The sequence below is a fragment of the Pseudomonas sp. REB1044 genome, assembly GCF_038813925.1.
Taxonomy (GTDB): domain Bacteria; phylum Pseudomonadota; class Gammaproteobacteria; order Pseudomonadales; family Pseudomonadaceae; genus Aquipseudomonas; species Aquipseudomonas boreofloridensis.
On record NZ_CP046139.1, the window covers coordinates 4540890 to 4565331 of the forward strand.

Annotated in this window: 21 protein-coding genes and 2 pseudogenes; 16 read left to right on the plus strand and 7 right to left on the minus strand. The window is 66.2% G+C overall.

All coding sequences use genetic code 11. From position 1 onward, the window contains the following. Positions 1–116: 116 nt before the first annotated feature. Positions 117–1472: an 8-oxoguanine deaminase gene (locus tag GKC70_RS20670; RefSeq protein WP_342649765.1), complete on the plus strand. Its 1356-nt coding sequence runs from the start codon at positions 117–119 to the stop codon at positions 1470–1472. A gap of 95 nt (positions 1473–1567) precedes the next feature. Continuing rightward, positions 1568–2515 (plus strand): adenosine deaminase, encoded by a 948-nt coding sequence (locus GKC70_RS20675; protein WP_029615217.1) that lies wholly within the window; start codon positions 1568–1570, stop codon positions 2513–2515. A gap of 43 nt (positions 2516–2558) precedes the next feature. On the opposite strand, the pseudogene GKC70_RS20680 reads toward GKC70_RS20675, so the two are convergent. Beyond that, positions 2559–3251 (minus strand): annotated as a pseudogene (locus tag GKC70_RS20680) (helix-turn-helix transcriptional regulator); the annotation flags it as partial. A gap of 507 nt (positions 3252–3758) precedes the next feature. On the opposite strand from GKC70_RS20680, the gene GKC70_RS20685 reads away from it, so the two are divergent. Beyond that, entirely contained in the window at positions 3759–3956 is a 198-nt protein-coding gene (locus tag GKC70_RS20685) for a hypothetical protein (RefSeq protein WP_342649766.1), read from the plus strand. Here the strand turns inward: GKC70_RS20685 and GKC70_RS20690 are convergent. Then, a complete protein-coding gene (locus GKC70_RS20690) occupies positions 3907–5088 on the minus strand; it encodes a multidrug effflux MFS transporter (protein ID WP_342649767.1) in 1182 nt (393 codons plus the stop codon). The genes GKC70_RS20685 and GKC70_RS20690 overlap by 50 nt on opposite strands. 187 nt (positions 5089–5275) lie before the next feature. Next, complete coding sequence (locus tag GKC70_RS20695) at positions 5276–5473, minus strand: heavy-metal-associated domain-containing protein (RefSeq protein WP_342649768.1); 198 nt, start codon at positions 5471–5473, stop codon at positions 5276–5278. 146 nt (positions 5474–5619) lie between these two features. Between GKC70_RS20695 and GKC70_RS20700 the strand changes: the two genes are divergently transcribed. The 4 genes from GKC70_RS20700 to GKC70_RS20715 all read left to right on the plus strand — a co-directional run bounded on the left by GKC70_RS20700 (position 5620) and on the right by GKC70_RS20715 (position 10988). Continuing rightward, positions 5620–6006: a hypothetical protein gene (locus tag GKC70_RS20700; protein ID WP_342649769.1), complete on the plus strand. Its 387-nt coding sequence runs from the start codon at positions 5620–5622 to the stop codon at positions 6004–6006. Between the two features lie 52 nt (positions 6007–6058). Then, positions 6059–8461 carry a heavy metal translocating P-type ATPase gene (locus tag GKC70_RS20705; RefSeq protein ID WP_342649770.1) on the plus strand — a complete coding sequence of 801 codons (2403 nt, stop codon included), beginning with the start codon at positions 6059–6061 and terminating at the stop codon, positions 8459–8461. Further along, positions 8458–8862: a Cu(I)-responsive transcriptional regulator gene (gene cueR, locus GKC70_RS20710; RefSeq protein WP_304485181.1), complete on the plus strand. Its 405-nt coding sequence runs from the start codon at positions 8458–8460 to the stop codon at positions 8860–8862. Before GKC70_RS20705 ends, cueR begins: the two co-directional genes overlap by 4 nt. A gap of 182 nt (positions 8863–9044) precedes the next feature. After that, complete coding sequence (locus GKC70_RS20715) at positions 9045–10988, plus strand: methyl-accepting chemotaxis protein (RefSeq protein ID WP_342649771.1); 1944 nt, start codon at positions 9045–9047, stop codon at positions 10986–10988. Positions 10989–10991: 3 nt separating this feature from the next. Here the strand turns inward: GKC70_RS20715 and GKC70_RS20720 are convergent, their stop codons facing one another. Further along, positions 10992–11735, minus strand: a complete 744-nt coding sequence (locus GKC70_RS20720; RefSeq protein ID WP_342651558.1) for a helix-turn-helix transcriptional regulator — start codon at positions 11733–11735, stop codon at positions 10992–10994. Positions 11736–11819: 84 nt separating this feature from the next. Further along, positions 11820–13097, minus strand: a complete 1278-nt coding sequence (locus tag GKC70_RS20725; protein ID WP_342649772.1) for an acetyl-CoA C-acetyltransferase — start codon at positions 13095–13097, stop codon at positions 11820–11822. 159 nt (positions 13098–13256) lie between these two features. Here GKC70_RS20725 and GKC70_RS20730 point away from each other — a divergent pair. The 7 genes and pseudogenes from GKC70_RS20730 (at position 13257) to GKC70_RS20760 (ending at position 19933) form a co-directional block, all read left to right on the plus strand. Further along, a pseudogene (locus tag GKC70_RS20730) lies at positions 13257–14607 on the plus strand (3-oxoacyl-ACP reductase). A gap of 2 nt (positions 14608–14609) precedes the next feature. Beyond that, positions 14610–15464: a MaoC/PaaZ C-terminal domain-containing protein gene (locus GKC70_RS20735; protein ID WP_342649773.1), complete on the plus strand. Its 855-nt coding sequence runs from the start codon at positions 14610–14612 to the stop codon at positions 15462–15464. Between the two features lie 68 nt (positions 15465–15532). Next, entirely contained in the window at positions 15533–15838 is a 306-nt protein-coding gene (locus GKC70_RS20740) for a MazG-like family protein (RefSeq protein WP_029615135.1), read from the plus strand. Further along, entirely contained in the window at positions 15835–16584 is a 750-nt protein-coding gene (locus GKC70_RS20745) for a methyltransferase domain-containing protein (protein ID WP_342649774.1), read from the plus strand. Before GKC70_RS20740 ends, GKC70_RS20745 begins: the two co-directional genes overlap by 4 nt. Before the next feature lie 22 nt (positions 16585–16606). Beyond that, on the plus strand, positions 16607–17236 hold the full coding sequence (locus GKC70_RS20750) for a DUF4136 domain-containing protein (protein WP_342649775.1): 630 nt from the start codon (positions 16607–16609) through the stop codon (positions 17234–17236). A 20-nt stretch (positions 17237–17256) separates the two neighbouring features. Further along, positions 17257–17817: a DUF4136 domain-containing protein gene (locus GKC70_RS20755; protein WP_342649776.1), complete on the plus strand. Its 561-nt coding sequence runs from the start codon at positions 17257–17259 to the stop codon at positions 17815–17817. Between the two features lie 154 nt (positions 17818–17971). Beyond that, positions 17972–19933, plus strand: a complete 1962-nt coding sequence (locus tag GKC70_RS20760) for a pilus assembly protein TadG-related protein (protein WP_342649777.1) — start codon at positions 17972–17974, stop codon at positions 19931–19933. Here GKC70_RS20760 and GKC70_RS20765 read toward each other — a convergent pair. Both GKC70_RS20765 and GKC70_RS20770 read right to left on the minus strand, forming a co-directional pair. After that, positions 19918–22560 carry an ATP-binding protein gene (locus GKC70_RS20765; protein ID WP_342649778.1) on the minus strand — a complete coding sequence of 881 codons (2643 nt, stop codon included), beginning with the start codon at positions 22558–22560 and terminating at the stop codon, positions 19918–19920. The two genes, GKC70_RS20760 and GKC70_RS20765, sit on opposite strands and share 16 nt — an antisense overlap. After that, a complete protein-coding gene (locus GKC70_RS20770; protein ID WP_295481639.1) occupies positions 22557–23000 on the minus strand; it encodes a TadE/TadG family type IV pilus assembly protein in 444 nt (147 codons plus the stop codon). The genes GKC70_RS20765 and GKC70_RS20770 overlap by 4 nt, the downstream gene beginning before the upstream one ends. Before the next feature lie 77 nt (positions 23001–23077). Between GKC70_RS20770 and GKC70_RS20775 the strand changes: the two genes are divergently transcribed. Beyond that, positions 23078–23548 carry an A24 family peptidase gene (locus tag GKC70_RS20775; protein ID WP_342649779.1) on the plus strand — a complete coding sequence of 157 codons (471 nt, stop codon included), beginning with the start codon at positions 23078–23080 and terminating at the stop codon, positions 23546–23548. 115 nt (positions 23549–23663) lie between these two features. Beyond that, positions 23664–24440 (plus strand): response regulator transcription factor, encoded by a 777-nt coding sequence (locus GKC70_RS20780; protein WP_029613645.1) that lies wholly within the window; start codon positions 23664–23666, stop codon positions 24438–24440. The last annotated feature ends 2 nt before the right edge of the window (positions 24441–24442 follow it).

Below are 24442 nucleotides of genomic sequence, written 5' to 3' on the forward strand. Positions count from 1 at the left end.
AACGGCGCCGGGCGAGGCAGTAGACTCGATGCCTCGCCCTGCGGCGGACCTGGATCAGCAGACAGGACAACACTGAGCTGGCTAACCCTGAACCCATTTTCAGAGGAGCCGGCGTCATGCCTGCCACCCGTACCTGGTTGAAATCTCCCCTCGCCATTTTTACTGCCAACCACGCCGATGCCCGTGGCGGTCTGGTCATTGAAGGCGGTCGCATCAGCCAACTGCTGGCCTTGGGCGAACAGCCCGAACAGCCCTGCGAGCAGGTCTTCGATGCCCGCCAACACGTGGTGCTGCCAGGCCTGATCAATACCCACCATCACTTCTACCAGACCCTCACCCGCGCCTGGGCGCCGGTGGTCAACCAGCCGTTGTTTCCCTGGTTGCAAACCCTCTATCCGGTCTGGGCACGCCTGGCCCCAGCCAGCCTGTCATTAGCCAGCGAAGTCGCCTTGGCCGAACTGCTGCTTTCAGGCTGCACCACCGCTGCCGATCACCACTATCTGTTCCCCGACGGATTGGAGCACGCCATCGACATTCAGGTCGAGGTGGTACGCAAACTGGGCATGCGCGCCATGCTTACCCGCGGCTCGATGAGCCTGGGTCAGGCTGACGGCGGCCTGCCACCGCAGCAAACCGTACAGCAAGGCGAAACCATCCTGGCCGACAGCCAGCGACTTATCCACCGCTACCACGAGCGAGGTGACGGTGCGCGCATCCAGATCGCCCTGGCGCCGTGTTCACCGTTTTCCGTCACCCCGCAGATCATGCGCGCCAGCGCGGCCCTGGCCGAAGAACTAGACGTGCGCCTGCATACCCACCTGGCCGAAACCCTCGACGAGGAACACTTCTGCCTGCAACGCTTCGGGCTGCGCACAGTGGACTATCTGGACAGCGTCGGTTGGCTTGGCCCACGCACCTGGCTGGCCCACGGCATCCATTTCAACCCGGAGGAAATCTCTCGACTCGCAGACGCCGGCACCGGCGTATGCCATTGCCCGAGTTCGAACATGCGCTTGGCCTCGGGCATTTGCCCGACGGTGGACTTGGAGGCCGCTGGCGCGATCGTGGGCCTGGGCGTGGACGGCTCGGCCTCCAACGATGCCTCCAACATGCTCCTCGAAGCGCGCCAGGCCCTGTATCTGCAGCGCCTGCGCTACGGCGCCGAACAGATCACGCCGCAGCGGGCGCTGAACTGGGCCACCCGGGGCTCGGCACAATTGCTGGGCAGGGATGACATCGGTGAACTGGCCGTCGGCAAGCAGGCCGACCTGGCGCTGTTCAAACTCGACGAACTGCGTTTCTCCGGCAGCCATGACCCACTCTCGGCCTTGCTGCTGTGCGCGGCAGACCGAGCGGACCGGGTGATGGTGGCCGGGCAATGGCGGGTGATCGATGGCCAGATCGAAGGACTGGATGTACAGAAGCTGATCGCCGACCACCGCCAGGCCGCCGCCGCCTTGATCAACGGCTGAGCCTGGCCGGGGGTTGCCAGTCAGCCCCCGGCCTGTCGCAGCGCGTCCAGGCCTGTAGAATGTCGGCCAACCGTGACTGATTCGAGAGTTTTCCCATGTACAACTGGCTCAACGCCTTGCCCAAGGCCGAACTGCACATGCATCTGGAGGGTTCGCTGGAGCCCGAGTTGCTGTTCGCATTGGCTGCCCGCAACAAGATCGCGCTGCCGTGGACGGATGTGGAGGCGCTACGCAGTGCCTACGCCTTCAACAACCTGCAAGAGTTCCTCGACCTCTATTACCAAGGTGCGGACGTACTGCGTACCGAGCAGGATTTCTATGACCTGACCTGGGCCTACCTGCAACGCTGCAAAGCGCAGAATGTGATCCACACCGAACCGTTTTTCGACCCTCAGACCCATACCGACCGGGGCATTCCCTTCGAGGTCGTGCTCGGTGGTATCGGCCAGGCCCTCAAGGACGGCCGCGAGCAGTTGGGCGTCAGTAGCGGCCTGATCCTCAGCTTCCTGCGCCACCTGAGCGAAGACGAGGCGCACAAGACCCTCGACCAAGCATTGCCCTTCCGTGACGCATTCATCGCCGTCGGCCTGGACAGCTCGGAAAAAGGCCATCCTCCCAGTAAATTCCAGCGCGTATTCGACCGCGCCCGCAGCGAAGGCTTCGTGGCCGTGGCCCACGCCGGTGAAGAAGGCCCTCCTGAGTACATCTGGGAAGCCCTCGACCTGCTCAAGATCAAGCGCATCGACCATGGCGTGCGCGCCATCGAGGACGAGCGCCTGATGCAGCGAATCATCGACGAGCAGATCCCACTGACCGTCTGCCCGCTGTCCAATACCAAGCTGTGCGTGTTCGAGCACATGGGTCAGCACAACATCCTCGACATGCTCGAGCGCGGCGTGAAGGTCACCGTCAACTCGGACGACCCTGCCTATTTCGGGGGGTACGTCACCGAAAACTTCATGGCGCTGCACGAGCATCTAGGCATGACTCAGGACCAGGCACAGCGCCTGGCGCAGAACAGTCTGGACGCTCGTCTGGTCTGATTCGAACCTGGCCGCCTTGCAGTTCAACCCACCTGCAAGGCGGGACATTGGCGATGCGATTGATTTCCTGCACACCGAGTGTCGAGAGCTTCAGGGTGCGGGTGCCCTCCTGTTCGCGTATCCACCCCGACTGCAGGAACAGACTGAGCAGCGCCTGGCCGAGCGCGCCGCCCAAATGGGCGCTGCTGTCGCTCCATTCGCTGCAATGGCAGATTTCGCATCTGCCGCGTTGGCGCGGTGCCAGCGCATCGATGTAGACGCCGATCTGCGCCAGTTGCACACGTCCCTCGGCGCTGACGCTGGCCTGCAATTGACTGCCTTCCAACCACCCCGCACACGCCATGCGCCGGTACAGGTCAGCCGCCAGCTCGCCGCCCAGGTGATCGCCGCACCGACGCGCCCGGCGCAGTGACACTGGCACCTGCAGCGGCTTGATCGAGGCCAGGTTCTCTGCGCGACTGCCCAGTTGCACGCTGGCCAAAGCCTCGACCGCCGCTACCACCTCAGGCGTCGCCAGGCGGAAATAGCGCTTGCGCCCGCGCGCTTCCAGCCGCAACAGACCGGCAGACGACAATAGAGACAGGTGGGCACAAGCCGAGGAAGGTGTCACGCCTATCATCGAAGCCAACTCGTCTGCATGCCGGGCCGAGCCATCGATGAGGGCCCAGAGCATCGCACTGCGTTTGGGCTCGGCCATCAGGCCGGCGATCTGGCTGATACTGCTGACTGCTTTCATGCTCCATCCACTCCCTGCAAAGTCATGTTTCTTGTCCGATGGCCATCCATGGCACCCAGCATCGCCCGCAGTGGCGGCACATGGGACCGGTGAGTTCAGACGCAACGTTCGGCACTGCAGTCTGAGAGGGAAATCGCTCTGTCTGCATTGCCTGCGCGGGCAAGTATAAGCCGCCAGAACCCCTGCACTAGAGGGAGCCGGTGGCTATAGGGAAGCCCGGCGAACGAGGGTGGCAGTACCCTCTGCAAGGTAGGAAAAATAGAAAGAAGGTCGGAATTCGGGGCATTCGCTCTGCGTCAAAGGACACGCGCCTTCGCGGTCGTGCATCGGTTCGTAGACCAGGAACAATGCCGACAGTCGCCTTCCATAAGTAGTGCATACAAATGCGAAGGTTCATCGAGCTGCCAGACCATGACCATCGGTCAGCATTCGCGTGCCGCGCCTGGCGGTGCACCTCAGTCGGACTAAACTCATGTCCCGCCGTCACACCCACACGAGGACGCCGCCATGAAGATTGTCGTCTGTGCTTCGAATCACCATCGGACCTGCCCCTGGCAGGTTCAGCTCGATCAACAGGTGGTGGGATTCCGCAGCGAGGTGGAGGCGCGCGCCTTCGTCGCCTCGCTGCAGGCGCGTCTGAATGCACCCCACAATCTCATGCCGGCGCCTTTGCCTGGCGGCGTCGAGTCAGCAGCGCGACGCTGACCACCAGCAGGCCGCACAGACTGATCACTAGCGACATCGGCACGGCGCTGCCGTCATGCAGCACACCCACCAGCGCCGCAGCCATTGCCGCGACACTGAATTGCAGGCAGCCCAGCAAAGCCGAGGCGCTGCCTGCCCGGGCACCCTGCCCATTCATGGCGCAGGCCGAAGCATTGGGAATGATGCAGCCCAGGCTGGCGATACACACGAACAGCGGCAGCAACAGTGGCCAGAGTGCCGCCGGATGCAACGCCGACATCATCAGCAAAGCCAGCCCTGCCGACAGGTACACCCAGACCGCACGCACCAGCAGCCATCCCGGCGGGCGTCTGGACAGTAGGCGCGCATTGAACTGGGCGACCAGGATGAAGCCCGCCGCGTTGGTGCCGAACAGCCAGCCATAGTGCTCGGCGGGCACGCCATAAAGCTTGATGAACACGAACGGAGAACCGGCGATGTAGGCGAACATGCCGGCGATCGCGACCCCACCGGTCAGCGCATGACCGATGAACAGCGGATCGCGCGCCAGCCGCAGGTATTGGCGCAGCGCACCGGACAGCGGCTGACGCGGCACATGCGCCGGCAGGCTTTCCGGCAGTCCCAACACCACCGCCAGCAGCGCCGCTGCGCTGAACAGGCTCAACGACAGGAAGATCGACTGCCAGCCGGCGACGTTGACCAGCACACCGCCCAGCATGGGCGCCAGGATCGGCGCGAGGCCCATGACCAGCATGAGTTGCGAGAACACCCTGGCCGAGGCCACGGCATCGCACTTGTCACTGACGATGGCCCGCGACAGCACCATGCCCGCACAGCCACCAAGCGCCTGAACGAACCGCGCCATCACCAGGGTCTGAAGGTTGGGCGCGTAAGCGCAGGCCAGTGAAGCCAGCGTGAATAGCCCCACGCCGAACAACAGCGGCTTGCGCCGTCCGAAGCGATCCGCCGCGGGACCATAGGCCAACTGACCGATCGACAGCCCGAGGAAGTAGACGGCCAAGGTCGTCTGGATCTGCCGCTCGTCGGTCGCGAAGGCGTGTGCCATGGCCGGAAAAGCGGGCAGGTAAAAATCGATAGCCAGGGGCCCGAACGCACTGAGTGCGCCCAGAATCATCACCATTCGCAGGTTCATCAGGAATCCATAGCAGGCTAAGCAAACAGCTAGTCTACATTCACCGACTGCCCATGCCAGCAAAACCTGAAAAACCTCCAGACACTGAACTCACGTGCCACGCGCTCTGCGCCATACCATTCGGGCCTGAATCCGCACGGCACGGCCGCTGCATGGCGAACCGTCAGTACGACCGCACCCTGAACTATCAGGCCAACTGCGCCTGATAACCCTCTTCCATGATCGCCGCGACGATCCGTTCGGCAGGCGATTCGCTCTGCACCTTGACCTGACGGCCCGGCAGATCCACCTCCACCTGGGCTGCCGCATCCACCGTCTGAATCGCCTGGGTCACCGCCTTGACGCAGTGGCCGCAGGTCATGCCTTGAACATTGAACACATGCATGGTGCTACCTCCTGAGGATTTCGCCGCAGTCTCGACCTTGCCATGGTGGCAAGGTCAAGTGCCTCGATGACGGGTCGGGGTAGCAATCCTTGCCAACCTCGGCCAAGCTGCGCTTTTGCAGATCGTCAGCCAGCAGGAGACTCTTCATGTTCAGGGCAACAGCGGGCGTTGTCGGACTTTTGGGCGCGTTGGCCATGGTGCCGCCGGCCAGCGCCGAGGACAACGCGCAGTACAGCGTGCTGATCATTTCCCGGGAACGTCTGGAAGTGGCCACCAGCTGCGAAATCGGCGTGTACCTCAACGACCAACTGTCCGGGCGCGTCTTCCAGGAACAATCGACCTCCTTCAACCTACCGCCAGGACCGGTGGACGTGCGCCTGCGCCTGCTGCCCGGCCAAGCCCCCGGCTGCGGCGCGGGCGTGGAAGATCAGCGCAGCACTCGACTGATGCTGCAAGCCGGTCAGATCAACAAGTACCGCATTACCTTGAGCCAGAATGGACTGCAGCTCAAGCGAGCCGACCTGGGGTATTGACCTTCCCCGCATGGCAAGGTTGATGCTGCAGGCCTGATCAAGGAGAGAAGCCATGGCCGCAACCACCACCTTCGACCTGCCGATTGCCGGCATGACCTGTGCGAGCTGCGTCGGCCGCGTCGAACGCGCCCTGCAAAAGGTCGACGGCGCTGCACAGGTCAGTGTCAACCTGGCCACCGAACAGGCCCGCATCCAGGCCCCGGCCAGCAGCATGCCGGCGTTGATCGACGCCGTGCGTCAAGCCGGCTACCGCGTACCGACCCACACCCTGGAACTGCAGATCGGCGGCATGACCTGCGCCAGTTGCGCGGGCCGCGTCGAACGGGCACTGGCCAAACTGCCGGGTGTCGAACAGGTCAGCGTCAACCTGGCCAGCGAACGCGCTCACCTGCAAGTGCTGGCGGGCACGGCCGAGGCGGCGTTGATCGCCGCCGTCGAACAGGCCGGCTACAGCGCCAGCCTGCCGCGCGATGCCCACGACGACCGACACCAGGCTCAACGTCGCCTGCGCCGCGAGCGCCTGGCGGTGCTCGCCGCCGTGCTGCTGGCCCTGCCGCTGGTGCTGCCGATGCTGGTGCAACCGTTCGGCCTGCACTGGATGCTGCCGGCCTGGGCGCAGTTCGCGCTGGCCACGCCGGTGCAGTTCATCCTCGGCGCACGCTTCTACAAGGCCGCCTGGAAAGCCGTGCGCGCAGGCGCCGGCAACATGGACCTGCTGGTCGCGCTGGGCACCAGCGCCGGCTATGGCCTGAGCCTCTATCAATGGGCGCAGGCGCCGGCCGGAATGGAGCCGCATCTGTATTTCGAGGCCTCGGCGGTGGTGATCGCTCTGGTGCTGCTGGGCAAGTACCTGGAAAGCCGCGCCAAGCGTCAGACTGCCAGCGCCATCCGCGCCCTGGAAGCCCTGCGGCCGGAACGCGCGGTGCGGGTGATCGACGGCAGTGAAGAGGAGGTATCGATCAGTCAGTTGCGCCTGGGCGACCAGGTGCTGGTCAAGCCAGGCGAGCGCTTTCCGGTCGATGGCGAGGTGCTCGAAGGCAGCAGTCATGCCGACGAGGCGCTGATAAGCGGTGAAAGCCTGCCAGTGGCCAAAGCGCCTGGCGACAGCGTCACCGGTGGAGCGATCAACGGCGAAGGCCGCTTGCTGGTGCGCACCCAGGCGTTGGGCACGGAGACGGTACTGGCACGCATCATCCGCCTGGTCGAGGATGCCCAAGCGGCCAAGGCGCCGATCCAGAAGCTGGTGGATCGGGTCAGCCAGGTGTTCGTCCCGGCGGTACTGGTACTGGCGCTGATCACCCTGGTCGGCTGGTGGCTGGCCGGTGCGCCGCTGGAAAGCGCGCTGATCAACGCCGTCGCCGTGCTGGTGATCGCCTGCCCGTGCGCCCTGGGCCTGGCGACACCAGCGGCGATCATGGCCGGCACCGGCGTAGCCGCCCGCCACGGCATCCTGATCAAGGACGCTGAAGCCCTGGAGCGCGCCCATGCGGTGAACCGCGTGGTGTTCGACAAGACCGGCACCCTCACCTCCGGCAGCCCGCGCATAGTTCATTCGCAGGCGGCGGCAGGTGCCGACCATGACCTGCTGCGCCTGGCCGGTGCCCTGCAACGCGGCAGCGAGCACCCGCTGGCCAAGGCCGTCCTGGAGGCCGGACGCGAGGAAGGCTTGGACATTCCCCAGGTCAGTGACAGCCAGTCGCTGACCGGACGCGGTATCCAGGGCACGGTCGAAGGCCGGGTGCTGGCGCTGGGCAACCGCCGCCTGCTCGACGAGAGCGAATTGCAGCCGGGCCCCTTGCTGACCCCGGCAAACACCTGGGAAGCCGAGGGCCGCACGTTGTCGTGGCTGATCGCGTGTTCGCCGCAGCGCCAGGTGCTGGGCCTGTTTGCCTTCGGCGACAGCCTCAAGCCCGGCGCCGATCAGGCGATCGCCGCCTTGCATGCCCAAGGCATCAGCAGCCACCTGTTGACGGGCGACAACCGCGGCAGCGCCCGGGTGGTTGCCCAAGCATTGGGCATCGACGATGTACACGCCGAAGTGCTGCCGGCCGACAAGGCGGCCACCGTCAACGCATTGAAGCAGCAAGGCGTAGTGGCCATGGTCGGGGACGGCATCAACGACGCGCCCGCCCTGGCCGCCGCCGACATCGGCATCGCCATGGGCGGTGGCACCGATGTGGCCATGCAGGCCGCCGGTATCACCCTGATGCGCGGCGACCCGCGCCTGGTGCCGGCGGCGCTGGAAATCAGCCACAAGACCTACGCCAATATTCGTCAGAACCTGTTCTGGGCCTTCATCTATAACCTGGTTGGCATCCCCCTCGCCGCCTTCGGTTACCTCAACCCGGTGCTGGCCGGCGCCGCCATGGCCTTGTCCAGCGTCAGCGTGGTCAGCAACGCCCTCTGGCTCAAGACCTGGAAGCCGCGCGACATCGCCGCCAAGGAGACCCCATGAACATCGGCCAGGCCGCCCGGCGTACCGGACTCAGCGCCAAGATGATCCGCTACTACGAGTCCATTGGCCTGCTCAAGCCCGCGCTGCGCAGCGACAGCGGCTATCGCCTCTACCAGCAGGAGGACCTGCACAGCTTGAACTTCATCAAGCGCTCGCGCGACCTGGGCTTCTCCCTGGACGAGGTCGCGCGTCTGCTGGCGCTGTGGCAGGACCGCCAGCGCGCCAGCGCCGACGTGAAGGCGCTGGCGACCCAGCACATCGAGGACCTGAACCGTCGGATCGAGGAAATGGTGAGCCTGCGCGACACCCTCAGCGAGTTGGTCGCCCATTGCCATGGCGATGATCGACCTGACTGTCCGATCCTCCAGGGCCTGGCGGATGAAGGCAGTTGCTGCCAATGAGCGCCCTCAAGCACGTAACTTGGTATGCCATATTAGCCAGGTAAGACTGAAGCGGCCTCATCTGCCGCTTTCATCCCCTAAAACTGGGAGTTTTCCTACAGACTCCTTCAGAAACACCAGCGCCCTGCCGATGCCCTTGATACCAGTTCCATGCGTCTACAAGAAAAAATCCGGGAGCGCGAATGAACATCAAGCAGAAACTCACCTGGGCCTTCGCCGTCATTGCCGGCTTGCCCATCGTCATCGTTGCCGCCGTGGTGGTACTCAACCTGCGCGAAGACGCGCGGGACGATTTCCTGGACAGCAGCAGCCGGGAAATCCGCCAGGTCGCCAATGCGATGAACATGTTCTTCCAGGGCATCGACGAGAACGTCGACTACCTGGCCTCCCTGCCCCAGGTCGGCGCCGCAGGCAGCAACCTGAACAAGTTCATGAGCGCCAACCCGCCCACCGAACTGGGTGAGCAGGACAAACGGGTGCTCGCCGCCTTCACCCGTCTGGCTGAAACCCATCCGGCCTACGCCTATGTGTCCTACGGCGTCAGCGACGGCGGTTATGTCGGCTGGCCCGCTGGGCAGAAGTACACCAACTACGACCCACGCCAGCGCCCCTGGTATCAACTGGCGATGGCCAACCCCGGCAAGACCGTGCGCACCGGCGCCTATTATTGGGCTGCCGACGACCTGGCGCTGATCGGCACCGTACGCGCCGTCAACAACCAACTCGGCGCGCCTGGCGGCGTGGTCAATATCGACGTGTCGCTCAAGGGCCTCAGCGAAATCGTCAAGAAGATCAAGCTGGGTGAAAGCGGCTACCTGATGCTGGTGGAAAAGAACGGCAACGTGCTGGTCGACCCACGCGATCCCAACCATAACTTCAAGCAGTTGGAGAGCTTCGGCGGCGGCTACGCCGAGTTGGCCAAGGCCGACAAGGGTCTGGTGCAGGTGCGTATCGACGACCAACCGTACATGGCCAACGTCTACGTCGACGAGCAGTTGGGCTGGACCTTCATCGGCCTGATCCAGCAGGACGAGGTCATGCAGGCCGCCACCCGCCTGACCTGGCAGATCGGCGTCATCGCCCTGGTGCTCGCCGCGCTGTTCGCGGTGGCCGGCGCCACCTTCGCCAAGCTCATCGTGCGGCCGATCACCGGTGTCAGCAGTGGCCTGGAAGGCATCGCCCAGGGCGAAGGTGACCTGACCCGCAACCTCGACGTGCGCGGCAACGACGAAACCGCGCAGTTGGCCAGTTGGTTCAACCAGTTCCTCGGCGCGATCCGCAGCCTGATCCAGCACATCGGCGGCGCCGCCGGGAAGATTCTCGCCACCTCGGCCAGTTCTACCCGGGTGTCCGGCGACATGGCCGAGGCGGCCGGGCGCCAGCGCGAAGCGGTGGACATGGTCTCCACGGCCTTCCACGAAATGGTCGCCACCGCCAACGAAGTGGCGCGCTCGTGCAGCCAGGCTGCGCAATCGGCCGACAGCGGTCAGCAGCAGGCGCGTCAGGGTCAGCAGCAGATCGACGCGGCGGTGCAGAGCGTCGATCGCCTGAGCCATGAGATCGAACAGTCCGCCCAGTCGATGCAGCAACTGGAGCGTGACAGCAATTCGATCCAGTCGATTCTGGGCACCATCCGCTCGATCGCCGAGCAGACCAACCTGCTGGCGCTCAACGCCGCCATCGAAGCGGCCCGTGCCGGCGAACAGGGCCGCGGCTTCGCCGTGGTCGCCGACGAAGTGCGCGCCCTGGCCAAGCGCACCGCCGACTCCACCGCCGAGATCGACGGCTTGCTGGGCAACCTGGCCAGCCGTACGGCCCAGGTGGCTGCGCAGATGCATGCCAGCCTGGACGTGTCGCAGCAGTCGGTCAGCCGCATCGGCGAGGCACGTGACAGCTTCGGTCAGATCCGTGAGGCGGTGGACGTCATCCGCGACATGAATACGCAGATCGCCACCGCCGCTGAAGAGCAGCACCAGGTGGCCGAAGACATCAACCGCCACATCAGCCAGATCCATGGCGATGCGCAGTTGGTGGCCGAACTGGCGCAGGCGGCGCGGCAGGACTCGCAAAGCCTGGAAGGCCTGTCCAGCGAACTGGATGCGTTGGTGCGCCGGTTCAAGACCTGAAGATCAGAGGCGCAGTTCGCCTGGCGTGGCACCGAACAACTGCTTGAAGGCGGCAATGTAGGCCGAGGTGGAGTCGTAGCCACAGCCCAGCGCCGCCTCGGTGACGCTGTGCCCGGCTTCGAGCAGCGCCAGCGACGACAGCAGACGCATGCGCTGACGCCAGTTGCGAAAACTCAAGCCGGTCTCGCGCTGGAACAGGCGCATGAGTGTCTTGTCCGAGCACTCCAGTTGCAGCGCCCACTGCTGCAGGGTCTGCGCTCGATCAGGCGCGGCGATCAGCGCATTGCACAGCGCCAACAGGCCGGGATGGCGCGGCAGCGGCAGCGAGAAGCCGACGCGCGGCAGCGTCTGCAACTGGTCGAGCAGTACCGCCACCAGGCGGGCCTCGGCCGTGTCGCCTTCCGGATAGGCCGCCGGCAGTTGGCAGAATTGCTTGATCAGCTCGCGCGCCAAGGGCGTCACCTCCACCACCTGGCAGGCATCGGCGCCCCAGGTGCAGGCATCGCGACGCACATAAAGGCTGCGCATTTCCGCCTGCATCGAGGTCACCACCTCGTGCTCCAGACCCGCCGGAATCCACACCCCCCACTGCGGCGGAGCAAAGTAGCTGCCATCGCTGGTGTAGACGCCCAGCACGCCACTGATGGCGTAGGAGAACTGCGCCCAGTCATGTTGATGGCGCGGGGTCCAGGAGCCCGCGCCGAGGCTTTCGGCGCGCGCGTACAGCGGCCGCGGCAAGCGCTGCAGCGTGGGGATGGCACGGGGGCAGTGAGGGGACCTGGGGTCGGCATGGCGCGGCTTGTTGTCGTGGTTTGGCCAAAGGTTACCACCTCAGCGCTCGACGATCGCCGTCACCCCCTGCCCGCTCGCGGCGCAGATCGAGATCAGTCCGCGACCCTTGCCGGCCTTGGCCAGCAACTTGGCCATGTTCGCCAGAATCCGCCCACCGGTGGCGGCGAACGGATGGCCGGCAGCCAGCGAGCTGCCCTTGACGTTGAGCCGGCTGCGGTCGATGGCGCCCAGCGCCGCGTCGAGCCCCAGCACCTCACGACAGTAGCGCTCGTCCTCCCAGGCCTTGAGGGTGCACAGCACCTGGGCGGCGAAGGCTTCGTGGATTTCGTAGTAGTCGAAGTCCTGCAAGCTCAGGCCATTGCGCGCCAACAGGCGTGGCACCGCATGCACCGGCGCCATGAGCAGACCTTCGCGACCTTTGACGAAGTCCACGGCGGCCGCCTCGCCGTCCACCAGATAGGCCAGCACCGACAATCCCTGCTGCTCGGCCCAGGTCTCGCTGCCCAGCAGCACCAGCGAGGCGCCATCGGTGAGCGGGGTGGAGTTGCCAGCGGTCAAGGTGCCCTTGGGGCCTTTGTCGAACACTGGCTTGAGCTTGGCCAACTGCTCGGCGGTGAGGTCTGGCCGCAGGTTGTTGTCGCGGGTCAGCCCCAGGTAGGGCGTGAGCAGGTCATCGTGCCAACCCTGGTCATAAGCCTCGGCCATGTGCTGGTGACTGCGCAGCGCCAGTGCGTCCTGCTCGGCGCGCTCGATCTGCCAGGTCTGCGCCATGCGCTCGCAGTGCTCGCCCATCGACAGCCCGGTGCGCGGCTCGCCATTGCGCGGGAACTCGGGTTTGAGAAAGCTCGGCCGCAGCTTGAGAAACGGCTTCAGACGCTCGCTCAGTCGCCGACCGCGGTTGGCCTCCAGCAGCACCCGGCGCAGACCCTCGTTGAGGGCTATCGGTGCATCGGAAGTGGTGTCCACGCCGCCGGCGATGGCGCTGTCGATCTGCCCGAGGGCGATCTTGTTCGCCACCAGCAGCGCAGCCTCCAGCCCTGTACCACAGGCCTGCTGGATGTCGTAGGCGGGGGTCTGCGGCGACAGCCGCGAGCCGAGCACGCATTCGCGGGTCAGGCTCAGGTCGCGCGAGTGCTTGAGCACCGCGCCGGCCACCACTTCGCCCAGGCGCAGCCCGTGCAGCCGATAGCGCTCCACCAGACCTTCCAGCGTCGCAGTGAGCATCGCCTGGTTGCTGGCGGTGGCGTAGGCGCCATTGGAGCGGGCGAACGGAATACGGTTGCCGCCCAGGATCGCAACGCGACGAGGTGACTGCATGCTGATTTCTCCTGAAACAATTTGAGCCAATTTATCGAGTCGCGCATTCTGCCGCGCCACTGGGCAAAGCCTCAGCCTAGGCGCTTTTTCGAGGATTCGAACGACCTGCGCGCAATTAAGGTCCACACTTGCATGCTTGCCTTCAGGGAGACCCGCCTCATGAGCGATCGCTATATCGGCTTCGCCAACTCCACGCTCGGCCGCCGCCTGGTCGATGCCCTTGGCCTGCCCCGCCCGGCTGCACTGGAACGCTGGCAGGCCGGACGCCTGCGACCCATCGAGGGCGCCCTGGTACTCGGCGGAGGCCCCTTGGCGCGGCGCGTCGAGGCCCTGGCCCCGGCACTCACCGACGAGTGCTACCACTTCGAAGGTGTTGATCTGCAATCCCCCGCCTGGGTCGCTGGTCTGGGGCCGAAGATCAAGGCGGTGGTCTTCGATGCCAGTCATCTGTCCGACAGCGATGCGCTCGGGCAGTTGCGCGCGTTCTTTCAACCGCTGCTGCGCAGCCTCGCCCGTGCGCCAAGGTGGTGATTCTCGGGCGCGCCCCGGAGCAGCTCGACGACCCGCTGGCCCGTGTGGCCCAGCGCGCCCTGGAAGGGTTCAATCGCTCGCTGGCCAAGGAGCTGCGCAATGGTGGCACGGCACAGTTGCTGTACGTGGGCGCTGCGGCCGACGATCAGCTCGAAGGCGCGCTGCGCTTCTTCCTATCGCCCAAGAGCGCGTTCGTCTCCGGCCAGGTCCTGCGCCTGGAGGCCTGCGCTCGTCAGGTGCAGGACTGGACCCGGCCGCTGGCGGGCAAGCGCGCGCTGGTCACCGGCGCGGCACGCGGCATCGGCGCTGCCATTGCCGAGACCCTGGCCCGCGACGGTGCGCAGGTGATCCTGCTGGACGTGCCGCCGGCACAGAAAGACCTCGACGCCCTGGCCGCGCGCATCGGCGCGCAGGCGCTGGCCCTGGACATCTGTGCCAGCGACGCCGCGTCGCAGTTGCAGCAGGCCCTGCCCGACGGCCTGGACATCCTGGTGCACAACGCCGGCATCACCCGCGACAAGACCCTGGCCAACATGACCCCGACTACTGGGATGCGGTCATGGCCGTCAACCTCAAGGCTCCGCAGCAATTGACCCAGGCACTGCTCGACGGCGGCCAGTTGCACGACGATGCGCGCATCGTGCTGCTGGCCTCGGTCAGCGGCATCGCTGGCAATCGCGGCCAGGCCAACTATGCGGCGAGCAAGGCCGGCCTGATCGGCCTGGCCCAGGCCTGGGCCGCGCCCCTGGGCGAGCGCGGCATCAGCATCAACGCGGTGGCGCCCGGCTTCATCGAGACGCACATGACCGCCGCCATGCCCATGGGCTTGCGCGAGGCTGGCCGCAGGCTGAGCTCGCTCGGCCAGGGTGGCCGCCCGCAGGATGTTGCCGAGGCTGTCGCCTGGCTGGCGCAGCCGGACACCGGCGCGGTCAGTGGCCAGTACCTGCGGGTCTGCGGCCAAGCCTTGATAGGAGCGTGAACATGAAGCGATCCTGGCTCGACCTGCACAGCCCCGAGGCTCGCAGCCGCCTCTATCTGAGGGCACTGGGCAAGCGCAAGATCACGGGCACGCGCCTGCCCGAACGCGGCCTGCGCTGTTTTCTGCGCATCGACCCGCCCAACCTTCAGGCCTATCGGCGGCTGTGCCATTTCAGCGATGACCGCCGTTTACCGGCCACTTACCCGCATGTCATGGCCTTCACCCTGCAATTGCAACTGCTCACCGCCGCAGACTTTCCGTTTCCGCTGCTGGGGCTGGTGCACCTGCACAACGACATCGAAGTGCTGCGCCCCCTGGGCGGTCTCGAAGGCCTGCGTTTCGCGGTACACGCCGACAACCTGCAGGCCCATGCCAAGGGCGGCACCTTCGACCTGATCACCGAGGCCCACGATGGCCTGGGCGTGCTCTGGCGCGAGACCAGCCGCATGCTGGTCAAGGGCCTGAAGCTCGACGGCGTGGCGCACGAGCCGGCGGGCGAGCCATCGCTGGCGGGCTTGACGGACGTCACGCGCTGGTACGCCGACCGCGACATCGGCCGGCGCTATGCCAAGGTCTGCGGCGACTACAACCCCATCCACCTGAGCGCTGCCAGCGCCCGGCTGTTCGGTTTCCCCAAGGCGATCGCCCACGGCATGTGGAGCAAGGCCATGGCCCTGGCCGCCCTGCGCGGGCATCTGCCGGTGGCCGGCTACGGACTCGCCGTGGACTTCCACAAGCCGGTGCGCTTGCCTTCGCAAGTGTCCCTGAGCGCCAGCCAGGCGGCGCCAGACGGACGGCTGGCGCTGCACGGCCACGGCGAACTGCTGCACATGACCGGGGCCTGGCGAGCGCTGTAGCGCGCTCGCAATTCACTTGCTTTGCTTCCTGGCGCGTCCGAAGCTATGCGCCAGAAGGAGAGTCCCCGATGAATCTGCAAGAACTGACCGAGCGTCTGCACCGGATCCGCGACGACAACGACTGGCGCGGCTTCCACAGCCCGAAGAACCTGGCCATGGCCGCCAGCGTGGAGATGGCCGAGCTGGTGGAAATCTTCCAGTGGCTGAGCGAAGCGCAATCGCGCCAACTGTCCCCCGAGCAGCTCGCCCATGCCGGCCAGGAGGTCGGCGACGTGGTGCTGTACCTGCTGTTGCTGTGCAGCGAACTGGGGCTGGACATGGACGCGGTGGTGCGGGCCAAGCTCGCCGACAGCGAACGGCGCTTCGCCCCATGAACGACCGTCATTTCGATGAGCTGGCCAGCCGTTTCGCCGAGAAGATCTATGGCGGCGCCAAGGGCGCCATTCGCCTGGCGGTGTTGCAGGCCGACCTGGCCGAGCGCTTGCCCGACCGCCCGCTGCGCATCCTCGATGTCGGCGCCGGCCTCGGGCACATGGCATTGTGGCTGGCCCAACGCGGGCACCAGTTGACCCTCGCCGAGCCCGCTGCGCCGATGCTCGACGGCGCCCGTGAGCGCTTCGCCGAGGCGGGCCAGCGTGCCACGTTCATCCAGGCGCCCTGGCAGGACCTGCTCGGCCAACTCACCGAGCCGTTCGACGTGGTGCTGTGCCATGCGGTGCTCGAATGGCTGGCAGAGCCCCACAGTATCCTGCCTGTACTGCACCAGTTGACCGCGCCCGGCGGCTGGTTGTCGCTGGCCTTCTACAACCGCGATGCGCTGGTCTACCGCAACCTGCTCAAGGGGCACTTCCGCAAGCTGCGCAGCGACCGCCTGGCCGGCGAAAAGCAGAGCCTGACGCCGCAGATGCCCGTCGATCCCCGTGAGTTGCGGGCGCAACTCGAACCGTTGTGGCAGGTCGAAAGCGAAAGTGGCATCCGGGTGTTCCACGACTACATGCCCAAGGAGTTCCAGGACAAGGCCGAGCTGCTCGACCTGTTGGAAATGGAACTGGCCCACCGTCGTCATCCGAGCTTCGCCGGCCTTGGCCGTTACCTGCACTTGACCTGTCGCCCACGCTGACCCCGCCTGTCGGGAGGAACACATGCCGTACCGTCCGTTGTGTCTGGCCCTGCTGACCCTGGCCCTTGTCGGTTGCCAGGGCAGTAATCCGTATGTCGCCAGCTCGCTGCCCATGCCGCCGGCACCCCCCCAGGCAGCCAACACCTTCGACGCCAGCGCCTACCCGGCGGCGCCGCGCGACTACGGCCGCTACCAGAGTTGGAGCTGGCGCAACGGCCAGTTGCCCAGCGGCATGGCCAACGCCGATCCTGCGCAACTGGCCGGCGCCATCAGCGGCGTGCTCGACCAGCACGGCCTGCGTCCGGCTCGCGGCGGCCCCGGCGACCTGCTGGTCAGTGCCAACGTGCGTCTGGAAAAGCGCCTGCGCCAGGTCCGCGACTATGATTACGACCCCTACCCTTACGGCCCCTACGGCGGCGTCGGCTATGGCGGCTACCGCAACGGCTATGGCGCCTACGGCAGCGTGCCGATCGTGCGCACTTACCAAGTGGACGTGATGGTGGTGCGCATCGACCTGTTCGATGCCCGCAACGGCCAGGCGGTGTGGAGCGCCAGCGCTGAAAGCGGCAGCGACCAGGGCTCGCCCCGCGAACGTGAAGACGCCCTGCGCGAGGCCGTGCGCAAGGCCCTCAGCGGCTATCCTCCCCGTTAACCGATTGCAGGAGTCTCATCATGCTGCGCCTTCTCGTCGTGCTGTCATTCGCGCTGCTGGTCGCGGCCTGCACGAGCAACAACGTCACCCAGGATTTCGATGTCAGCCGCGACTTCGCGGCCTACCGCAGTTGGGCCTGGCAGGAGCCGGCGCTGCAATATCGCCCGGATGACCCCAGGATCAAGAGCGACCTGACCGAACAGCGCATTCGCCAGGCCGTGGCCGACCAGCTCGACCAGCGTGGCCTGCGGCCCGTGCAGGGCAACGCGCGAGCGGACGTGAAGGTGCGCGCGTACCTGATCGTCGAAGACCGCCAGCAGCAGGTCACCACCAATTATGGCGGCGGCTGGGGCGGCTATTGGGGAGGCTATTGGGGCGGACCGATGTACAACGAAACCCGCAGCGTCGACTACAAGGTGGCGACCATCCAGGTCGACCTGCTCGACGGGCGCGACGGCAAGCTGGTGTGGCGCGGCAGTGCCGAACAGGTGATGAACAGCTACCCGCCCAGCCCGCAGGAACGCAACGCGGCGATCCAGAAAACCGTGGCGCAAGTCATGGGCAACTACCCACCGCGCTGACCCGGCGTCGGGGTTCCAGGCCCGAGGGCGCACGCGCGCCCCAAGGCCAACCGGCTCGCCGCTCGCCTGCTCATACGGCAAGACGCCATCACCCTGACTACACTCACTGGACCGCACACGCCAAGCAAGGCGCGCCGCCTGCAAAGGAGTGCCCGTGCTGTCCACTTCCGCTGCGCGCCAACGCGGCGCGATCGGCCTGATGGCCGTCATCACCCTGGGTCTGGCCCTGCTGATGCTGTTGCTGGTCGTCGACAGCGGTCGTCTCTACCTGGAGCAACGCAAGTTGCAGCGCATCGCCGATATGGCGGCGCTCGAAGCCGCCGGGCAGTTCGCCGTGTGCACCGGCAGCGGTCCCTCGGCCAGCGCCATCGCGCGCAAGGCCGCCAGCCGCAACGGCCATGCGCCCGATGGCCCGTTACAGGCCACCTGCGGCTACGTCCTGAGCGCTGACGACCACCTGCGCCGCTTCACCCGTGACGACAACCGCCACGACGCCATCCGCGTGGAGGTGTCGCGCACCGTCGCCAGCAGCGTCGCAGGAGGCGTGCACGCGCTGCTGCAGGGCAATCGCCTGCCGCCGACTACCACCCTGCGCGCCCAGGCCGTGGCGGCGGCGCCCTCCCCGCCCCAGGCCATGCTCAGCCTGCGCACCACCCTGGCCACGGTCGACTCCCGGCAGTCGGCACTGCTCAACGGCCTGCTGGGCGCCCTGGGTGGCGGCACACAACTAGAGCTTGCCGGCTGGCGGGGCCTGGCCAACACCGACATCAAGCTGCTCGGCTACCTCGACCAACTGGCGCTGGACCTGGGCGTGAAGGTCGGCGACTACCAGCAGTTGCTCAATGCCAACGCCAGCGCCACGCAACTGTTGCAGGCCGCCGTCAAGGTGCTGCAACGCGGCGGCGCCGCGCTGGAGGTGGCCAGCAACCTGGGCAAGGTCGCCCTGGCCAGCGGCGACAGCACCTTGCTGCGCCTGGGCGATATCCTCGACATCCAGAACGGCACGACCCAGGCCGGGCTGGACGCCAACGTGCAACTGCTGCAACTGGTGCAAGGGGTGATCCAACTGGCGGCGCGCGAACGGGCGGTGAACGTCGACCTGCCACTCGACGTGCTGGGCCTGGTCAACGGCCGGGTCCGCCTGAACGTGATCGAGCCGCAGCAGATCTCGGCGGTCGGCGATCCTCGCCGCGACACCTTGCAGGTGCACACGGCCCAGGTCAGGGCGATGATCTCGCTCAACCTGCCCGTGCTCGACGGCGTGTTCGGCCTGGTCAACGCCGTGCTCGACCTGGCCGCGCCGCTGACCAACGTGGTCAACAATCTGCTCAGCCTCAACCTGGTCAGCACCGTGCAATCGGTGCTGTGCCTGATTGGCATTCCCTGCACCGTCAGCGACATCAAACTGGTGCCCGGCACGCTGCACCTGGACATCGGCCTGGAGGTCGCCGAGGCCAGCACCCGCTTCGCGCCCACTGCCGTGAACGCCTTCAGCTGTTTTCCCAAGCGCCTGTCCACCCGCAGCCAGACCTCGGCCGTGAAAATCGCGGTCGGCCAATTCGCCTCAGCCGATGCGTTCTTCAGCCAAGGCACCACTGCGATCAAGGCACTGGCGCTGATCGACATCGGCAGCAAGCGCTGTACACGGCTGCTGCTGCTGCCTTTGGGTGAGTGCGAGCCGCGGGTGCCCTTCGTCGGTGGCGGTATCGGCCTGCGGGTCGACAGCACCGTGCTCGGCAGCGGCGCGCAGGCGCGCACGCTGGTGTTCCAGGCGCCGGACAGCCTGCCGCCGAACATCGGTCAGCCGCCGGCCTACCTGATGCTGCAAAACGCCAACGACCGCGTGGTGAGCAGCCTGGCCGACACCCTGCAGGGCATCCAACTGCAGGCCTATAAGCCCACCGGCAACAGCGGCCTTGGCGAGCTGCTGGCCGGGGCGGCCAGCGTGCTCGGCGGCGTCAAGGCCATTGTCGAACCCTTGATCAGAGGCCTGCTCGGCCCATTGCTCGACCCACTGGTCAATGCGCTGCTCAAAGTGCTCGGCGTCGATCTGGTGGGCGCCGAAGTGGGTGCCAACCTCAGTTGCTCCAGCGGCCGCGCTCAACTGGTGCTGTAGAGGGGCAACACCACGCGAAAGCACGCCCCGTGCTCGGCATTTGCGACCTCCAGCGTGCCGCCCATGGCTTCGATGATGCCGTGGCTCACCGACAGCCCCAGGCCGGTGCCGACCCCCGCCGGCTTGGTGGTGAAGAACGGCTCGAAGATCCGCCCCAACAGACGCGGGTCGATGCCGCCGGCGTTGTCCTCGACCAGCAGGCACACACACCCGTCCACCCGCTGCTGCGCAAGCCGAATGCACGGTGCCGGCGTTCGACGTTCGAGCAACGCATCGCGGGCATTGACCATCAGGTTGATCAGCACCTGTTCCAACTGATCCGGGTGCCCCAGCACCTGCAACGCCGACGCGGGCGGCTCGACCTGCACCTTCACGCCCTTGCCGCGCAACCCTTCGCCCAGCAGCGCCAAGGCCCCGTCCACCGCCCGCCAGGCGACGAACGCCTGGCGCTCCAGCTCGGAGCGCCGGCCATACACGCGCATGTGCTCCACCAGCCGCACCGTACGCTCGACCTGGGTCTCGATACGCTGCAGTTTTTCGCTCAGGTAGGGCACATCCACCATGCCGCTGTGCAGGCGCTTGAGGCTGTTGGTCACGGCCATGCGTATCACGTTCAACGGTTGGTTGATCTCGTGCACCAGCCCGGTAGCCAGCTCGCCCAGCGTGGCCATCTTGGCGCCTTGCAACAACTGCCGCTGACTGCGCCGCACCTGGGTGTTGTCGCGTCCGACCGCCTGCACCTCGAGCAAGCGACCCTGCGCATCGAACAGTCCTCGGTCGGCCCACACCCACCAGGCCTGCTCGCGCCCAGGCAGTTGCAGGCAGATTTCAGCGCTGCTCAGCGGCTGCTCCGGGGTCAGGCTGGCCAAGCGCTGCACGAACGCCTCGCGATCGCCGTCGGACAACCACCGGCCCAGGTTCATCCCAGCGAGCTGGTCCGGCGCGCACTCCAGGTAGTCGGCCAACGGCCGGTTGCCGAACAGCACCTGCAGATCGGGCCGGTAGCGGCAGATCATCGCCGGCGAGTCATCGACCAGCACCCGGTAGCGCTCCTCGCTCTGGCGCACGCGCTCGGCGGCCTCGGTGGCGTCGCTGACGTCCAGCCACAAGCCCACCACTTCCAGTGGCTGCCCGAGGTCGTCGCGCAGCAGGCGCGCCTCGTCCAGGATCCAGTGATAGCCGCCAAGCTGATCGCGCAGGCGATAGCGGCAGCGCACCTGCCCTTCGCGCAGCAGCGTACGGGTGCGCTCCAGCCACTGCTCTCGGTCGTGCGGATGCACCGCCAGCCCCGGCTGGCGTACCTGCTCGCCGTCGCTGCGCCAGCCAAGCAGCGGCTCCAGGCTGGCGCTGAAGAACGCGCTGTGCAGCGCACCTTCGTCGTAGCGTTGCACGTAGATCACGGCGGGCGAACTGGCGATGAGGTTTTCCAGGCGCGCGCGAGCAGCACCGGCTTGCTGCTCCTGGGCCTTCAGCGCGCTGATGTCGAGCACTACGCCGCGCACTTGGCCGCCATGCAGCGCGCCGACCCAGTGCAGCCAGCGGGTATCGCCCTGGGCGTCGGCCTGGGACAAGCGCAGGTCCAGGCTCAGCGCCTGCCCCTCGCGCACCTGCTGCAACGCCAGCCGCGCCGCTTCGCGGTCCGCCGGATGCAGTTGCTCCAGCCAGTGCTCGATGCTGACGGCGCATGGCAGGCCAAGACGTTCGGCCAAGGCCGCTTCCAGCTCTAGCAGTCCGTCCGGCGACCAGCGCCAGCCACCGGCCCCGAGTTGACGCTGCAAGTCGTGCAAATGGTCGGTGCTGCGCTGCATTTGCTGCTGGCGCCAGCGCGCCAGGAACGGGTCGAGCAGTGCCTGCACCAGCGCCTCGCTGGCCGCCTGGGCGAACGGCGCCTCGGCCGCCACGCACAGCAGGCAGGCCTGGACCTGTCCGCCTTCTCGGTAAGGCAGCACTCGCAGCGGCAGGCCGCCACACAGCATCTGAAGTTCAGCCAGCGCGCGGTCATCGAGATCGCCCTGTTGCGCCAAGACATGCAGCCAAGGCCGCACCTGCGCTTGCGCTGCCCAGGGCCAGTGGTGATCGCTCGCGGCGTGGCTGTGCCAATCGCCCTGCTCATGGCACCACACCTGCACCGCGCGGGCCTGCCAGTGCTCGGCCAGGCGCTGCAACTGCTGGGCAATCACCGGCAGCAGACGCTCGCCCGTGCATTCGCGTACAGCACGGCCGATCTTGACGGCCAGCCGCTGGACGTCATCGCGCACGGCCTGATGCTGCTGCGCACCCAGCAGATCACCGATATCGAACAGCTGCAGCAACCAGCCTGCGCCCTGGCGTTGCAGCCAACCACGGGTGCGCAACGGCGCCCCCTGCACGGTCGGGAAATCCAGATCCAATGGCTGGCCTTGCCAGTCCTGAGGCGCGCCCTCGAGCACCACTGCGCTGTGCGGCAACAGCGCGTCCTGCACCCGAACCGCGCGTTGCGCCACAGGCGACAACTGTGCGCGCAACGGGCCGCCCAGGTGCTGCACGCCACCCTGCTCGTCCAGCCAGAATTGCAGGCCGACCGCCGGTACGCTCGCGCCCGCCAGCGGCTGGCCGCCGCCCAGCCAACGTTCGAAAGCGCCGCTCACAGTTGCACGCTCGCTTCGGCGTGCAGACGCTGGGGCAAGCGCGGCACCTCGCCGATCATCGGCAGCACCAGCAAGGGCAGCACGCGGGTCAGTTTGCGCTTCGGGTAGTCGATGACCACGGTCAGCACCTTGTCGGCACTCAAGGTCACCCGCACATCGCTGGCCGGCTGGAAATCCAGCGCTGCGGGCATCCAGCTCAACTGCCGGGCCACCACCTGGCGCGCCAGGGTCTGCACGTCGGCCGCATGGCTGCTGCTGGCCGGGTCCAAGGCCACGCAGCGACGCACCGCCTCACTGCTGGCGTGATGAAACGACTGCAGCATCAGCATCGGCAGCGCATAGCTGACCAAGCCGTAGAACACTGCGAAGAACAGCAGGAAGACTGCGACAAATTCGATGGCTGCCGCGCCTTTTTGCCGTCGTGCCGGGCTTGCCTGCATGATCGCGTCTACCCTGACTATGATTCCTGAATGACAGCATAGAACCCGTTCAACGAAGATGGATGGCCATTTGCCAAATGCACAGCATTGTTCTTCTGATGTGGCTTGCCTTGTGCACCGAACAAGATGTTCGCCAACGACAGATCTCCAACAGCCTGACCCTGGGTGTGGCCGCGTGTGCACTGGTGTGGCTGTTCGTGACCGGGCAGAGCTGGATCGGCGCAGAAGCCAGCGATGCCGGCTGGGCGTTGGCGATCGTGATGCTGCTGACCTTGCCCGGCTACTGGCTCGGCCGCTTCGGTGCCGCCGACGTCAAGTTGCTCGGTGCCCTGGCCCTGGCCACCAGCCAGCAGTACGTGCTCGGCACCTTCATCGGCGCTGGGGTCAGCGTCCTGGTGTGGTTGATCTGCCGTCGCCGGTTGTGGACGCTGGCCAATCCCAAGGTGAAAAAGCGCCTGCAGCACCTGGCCGAACAAATGGGTGACAAGCAACCCTTCGCGCCCTATGTGCTGGCGGGCTTTCTCCTGACATCTGTATGGATCCAATAAATGACCGTGCGGTCCAAACTCCTGCGGCGCGAAAATTGGCGTGTCTGCAAGGCATCACGCGTGTTGTCGGCCGGTATGGCCACGGAGCGGTATCCGTACCAACAGGGAGTTGAACGTGAACAAAGGCGCAAGTGAAGTGAAAGTGTTGGTGGTCGACGATCAACCGATGATCGTCGAGGAGTTGTGCGAGTACTTCGAGAGCGCAGGCTATGGATGCGTGCCAGCGAACTCCACCGCCCAAGCCCTTGAGCGCTACGCGGCCGATGAAGCCATTGGCCTCGTGGTGTGTGACCTGCACATGCCCGATCAGGACGGTGTGGAGCTGGTCCGAGCACTCAAACTCATTGCAGGCGAGCAGCGGACATTCGAAGCGATCATGCTGACCGGCCACGCCGACAAGCAGGATGTGATCCGCGCCCTGCGCGAGGGCTTCTCCGACTACTACCAGAAACCCATGGACATGGCCGAATTGCTCGAGGGCCTGCGACGCGGGGAACAGGCCTTGCTGGAGCGGCGCAGCAACGTCCAGCAGTTGGGCAATCTCAACCAGCGCCTGCAAGAACTCGCCGAGTCCATCGACACGCTGTACCAGGATCTGGAAAAGGCCCGTGGCCAGGGTGCCCACCGGCGTGCCGACGATGTCGAGGACGCGCCGGGCGAGTTGCCGCCGCTGTTCGAGAAGCTGTCACCGCGCCAGTTGGAGGTGGCCCTGTTGGTCAGCCAGGGCAAGACCAATTACCAGATCGCCTGCGAGCTGGGGATCACCGAAAACACGGTGAAACTCTACGTGTCGCAGGTGCTGCGTCTGACCCGGCTGCACAACCGTACGCAACTGGCGCTGGCCCTGGCGCCCAGTGCCTCACCGTTGCACCAGCGCTTCACCGCCCATTAGCC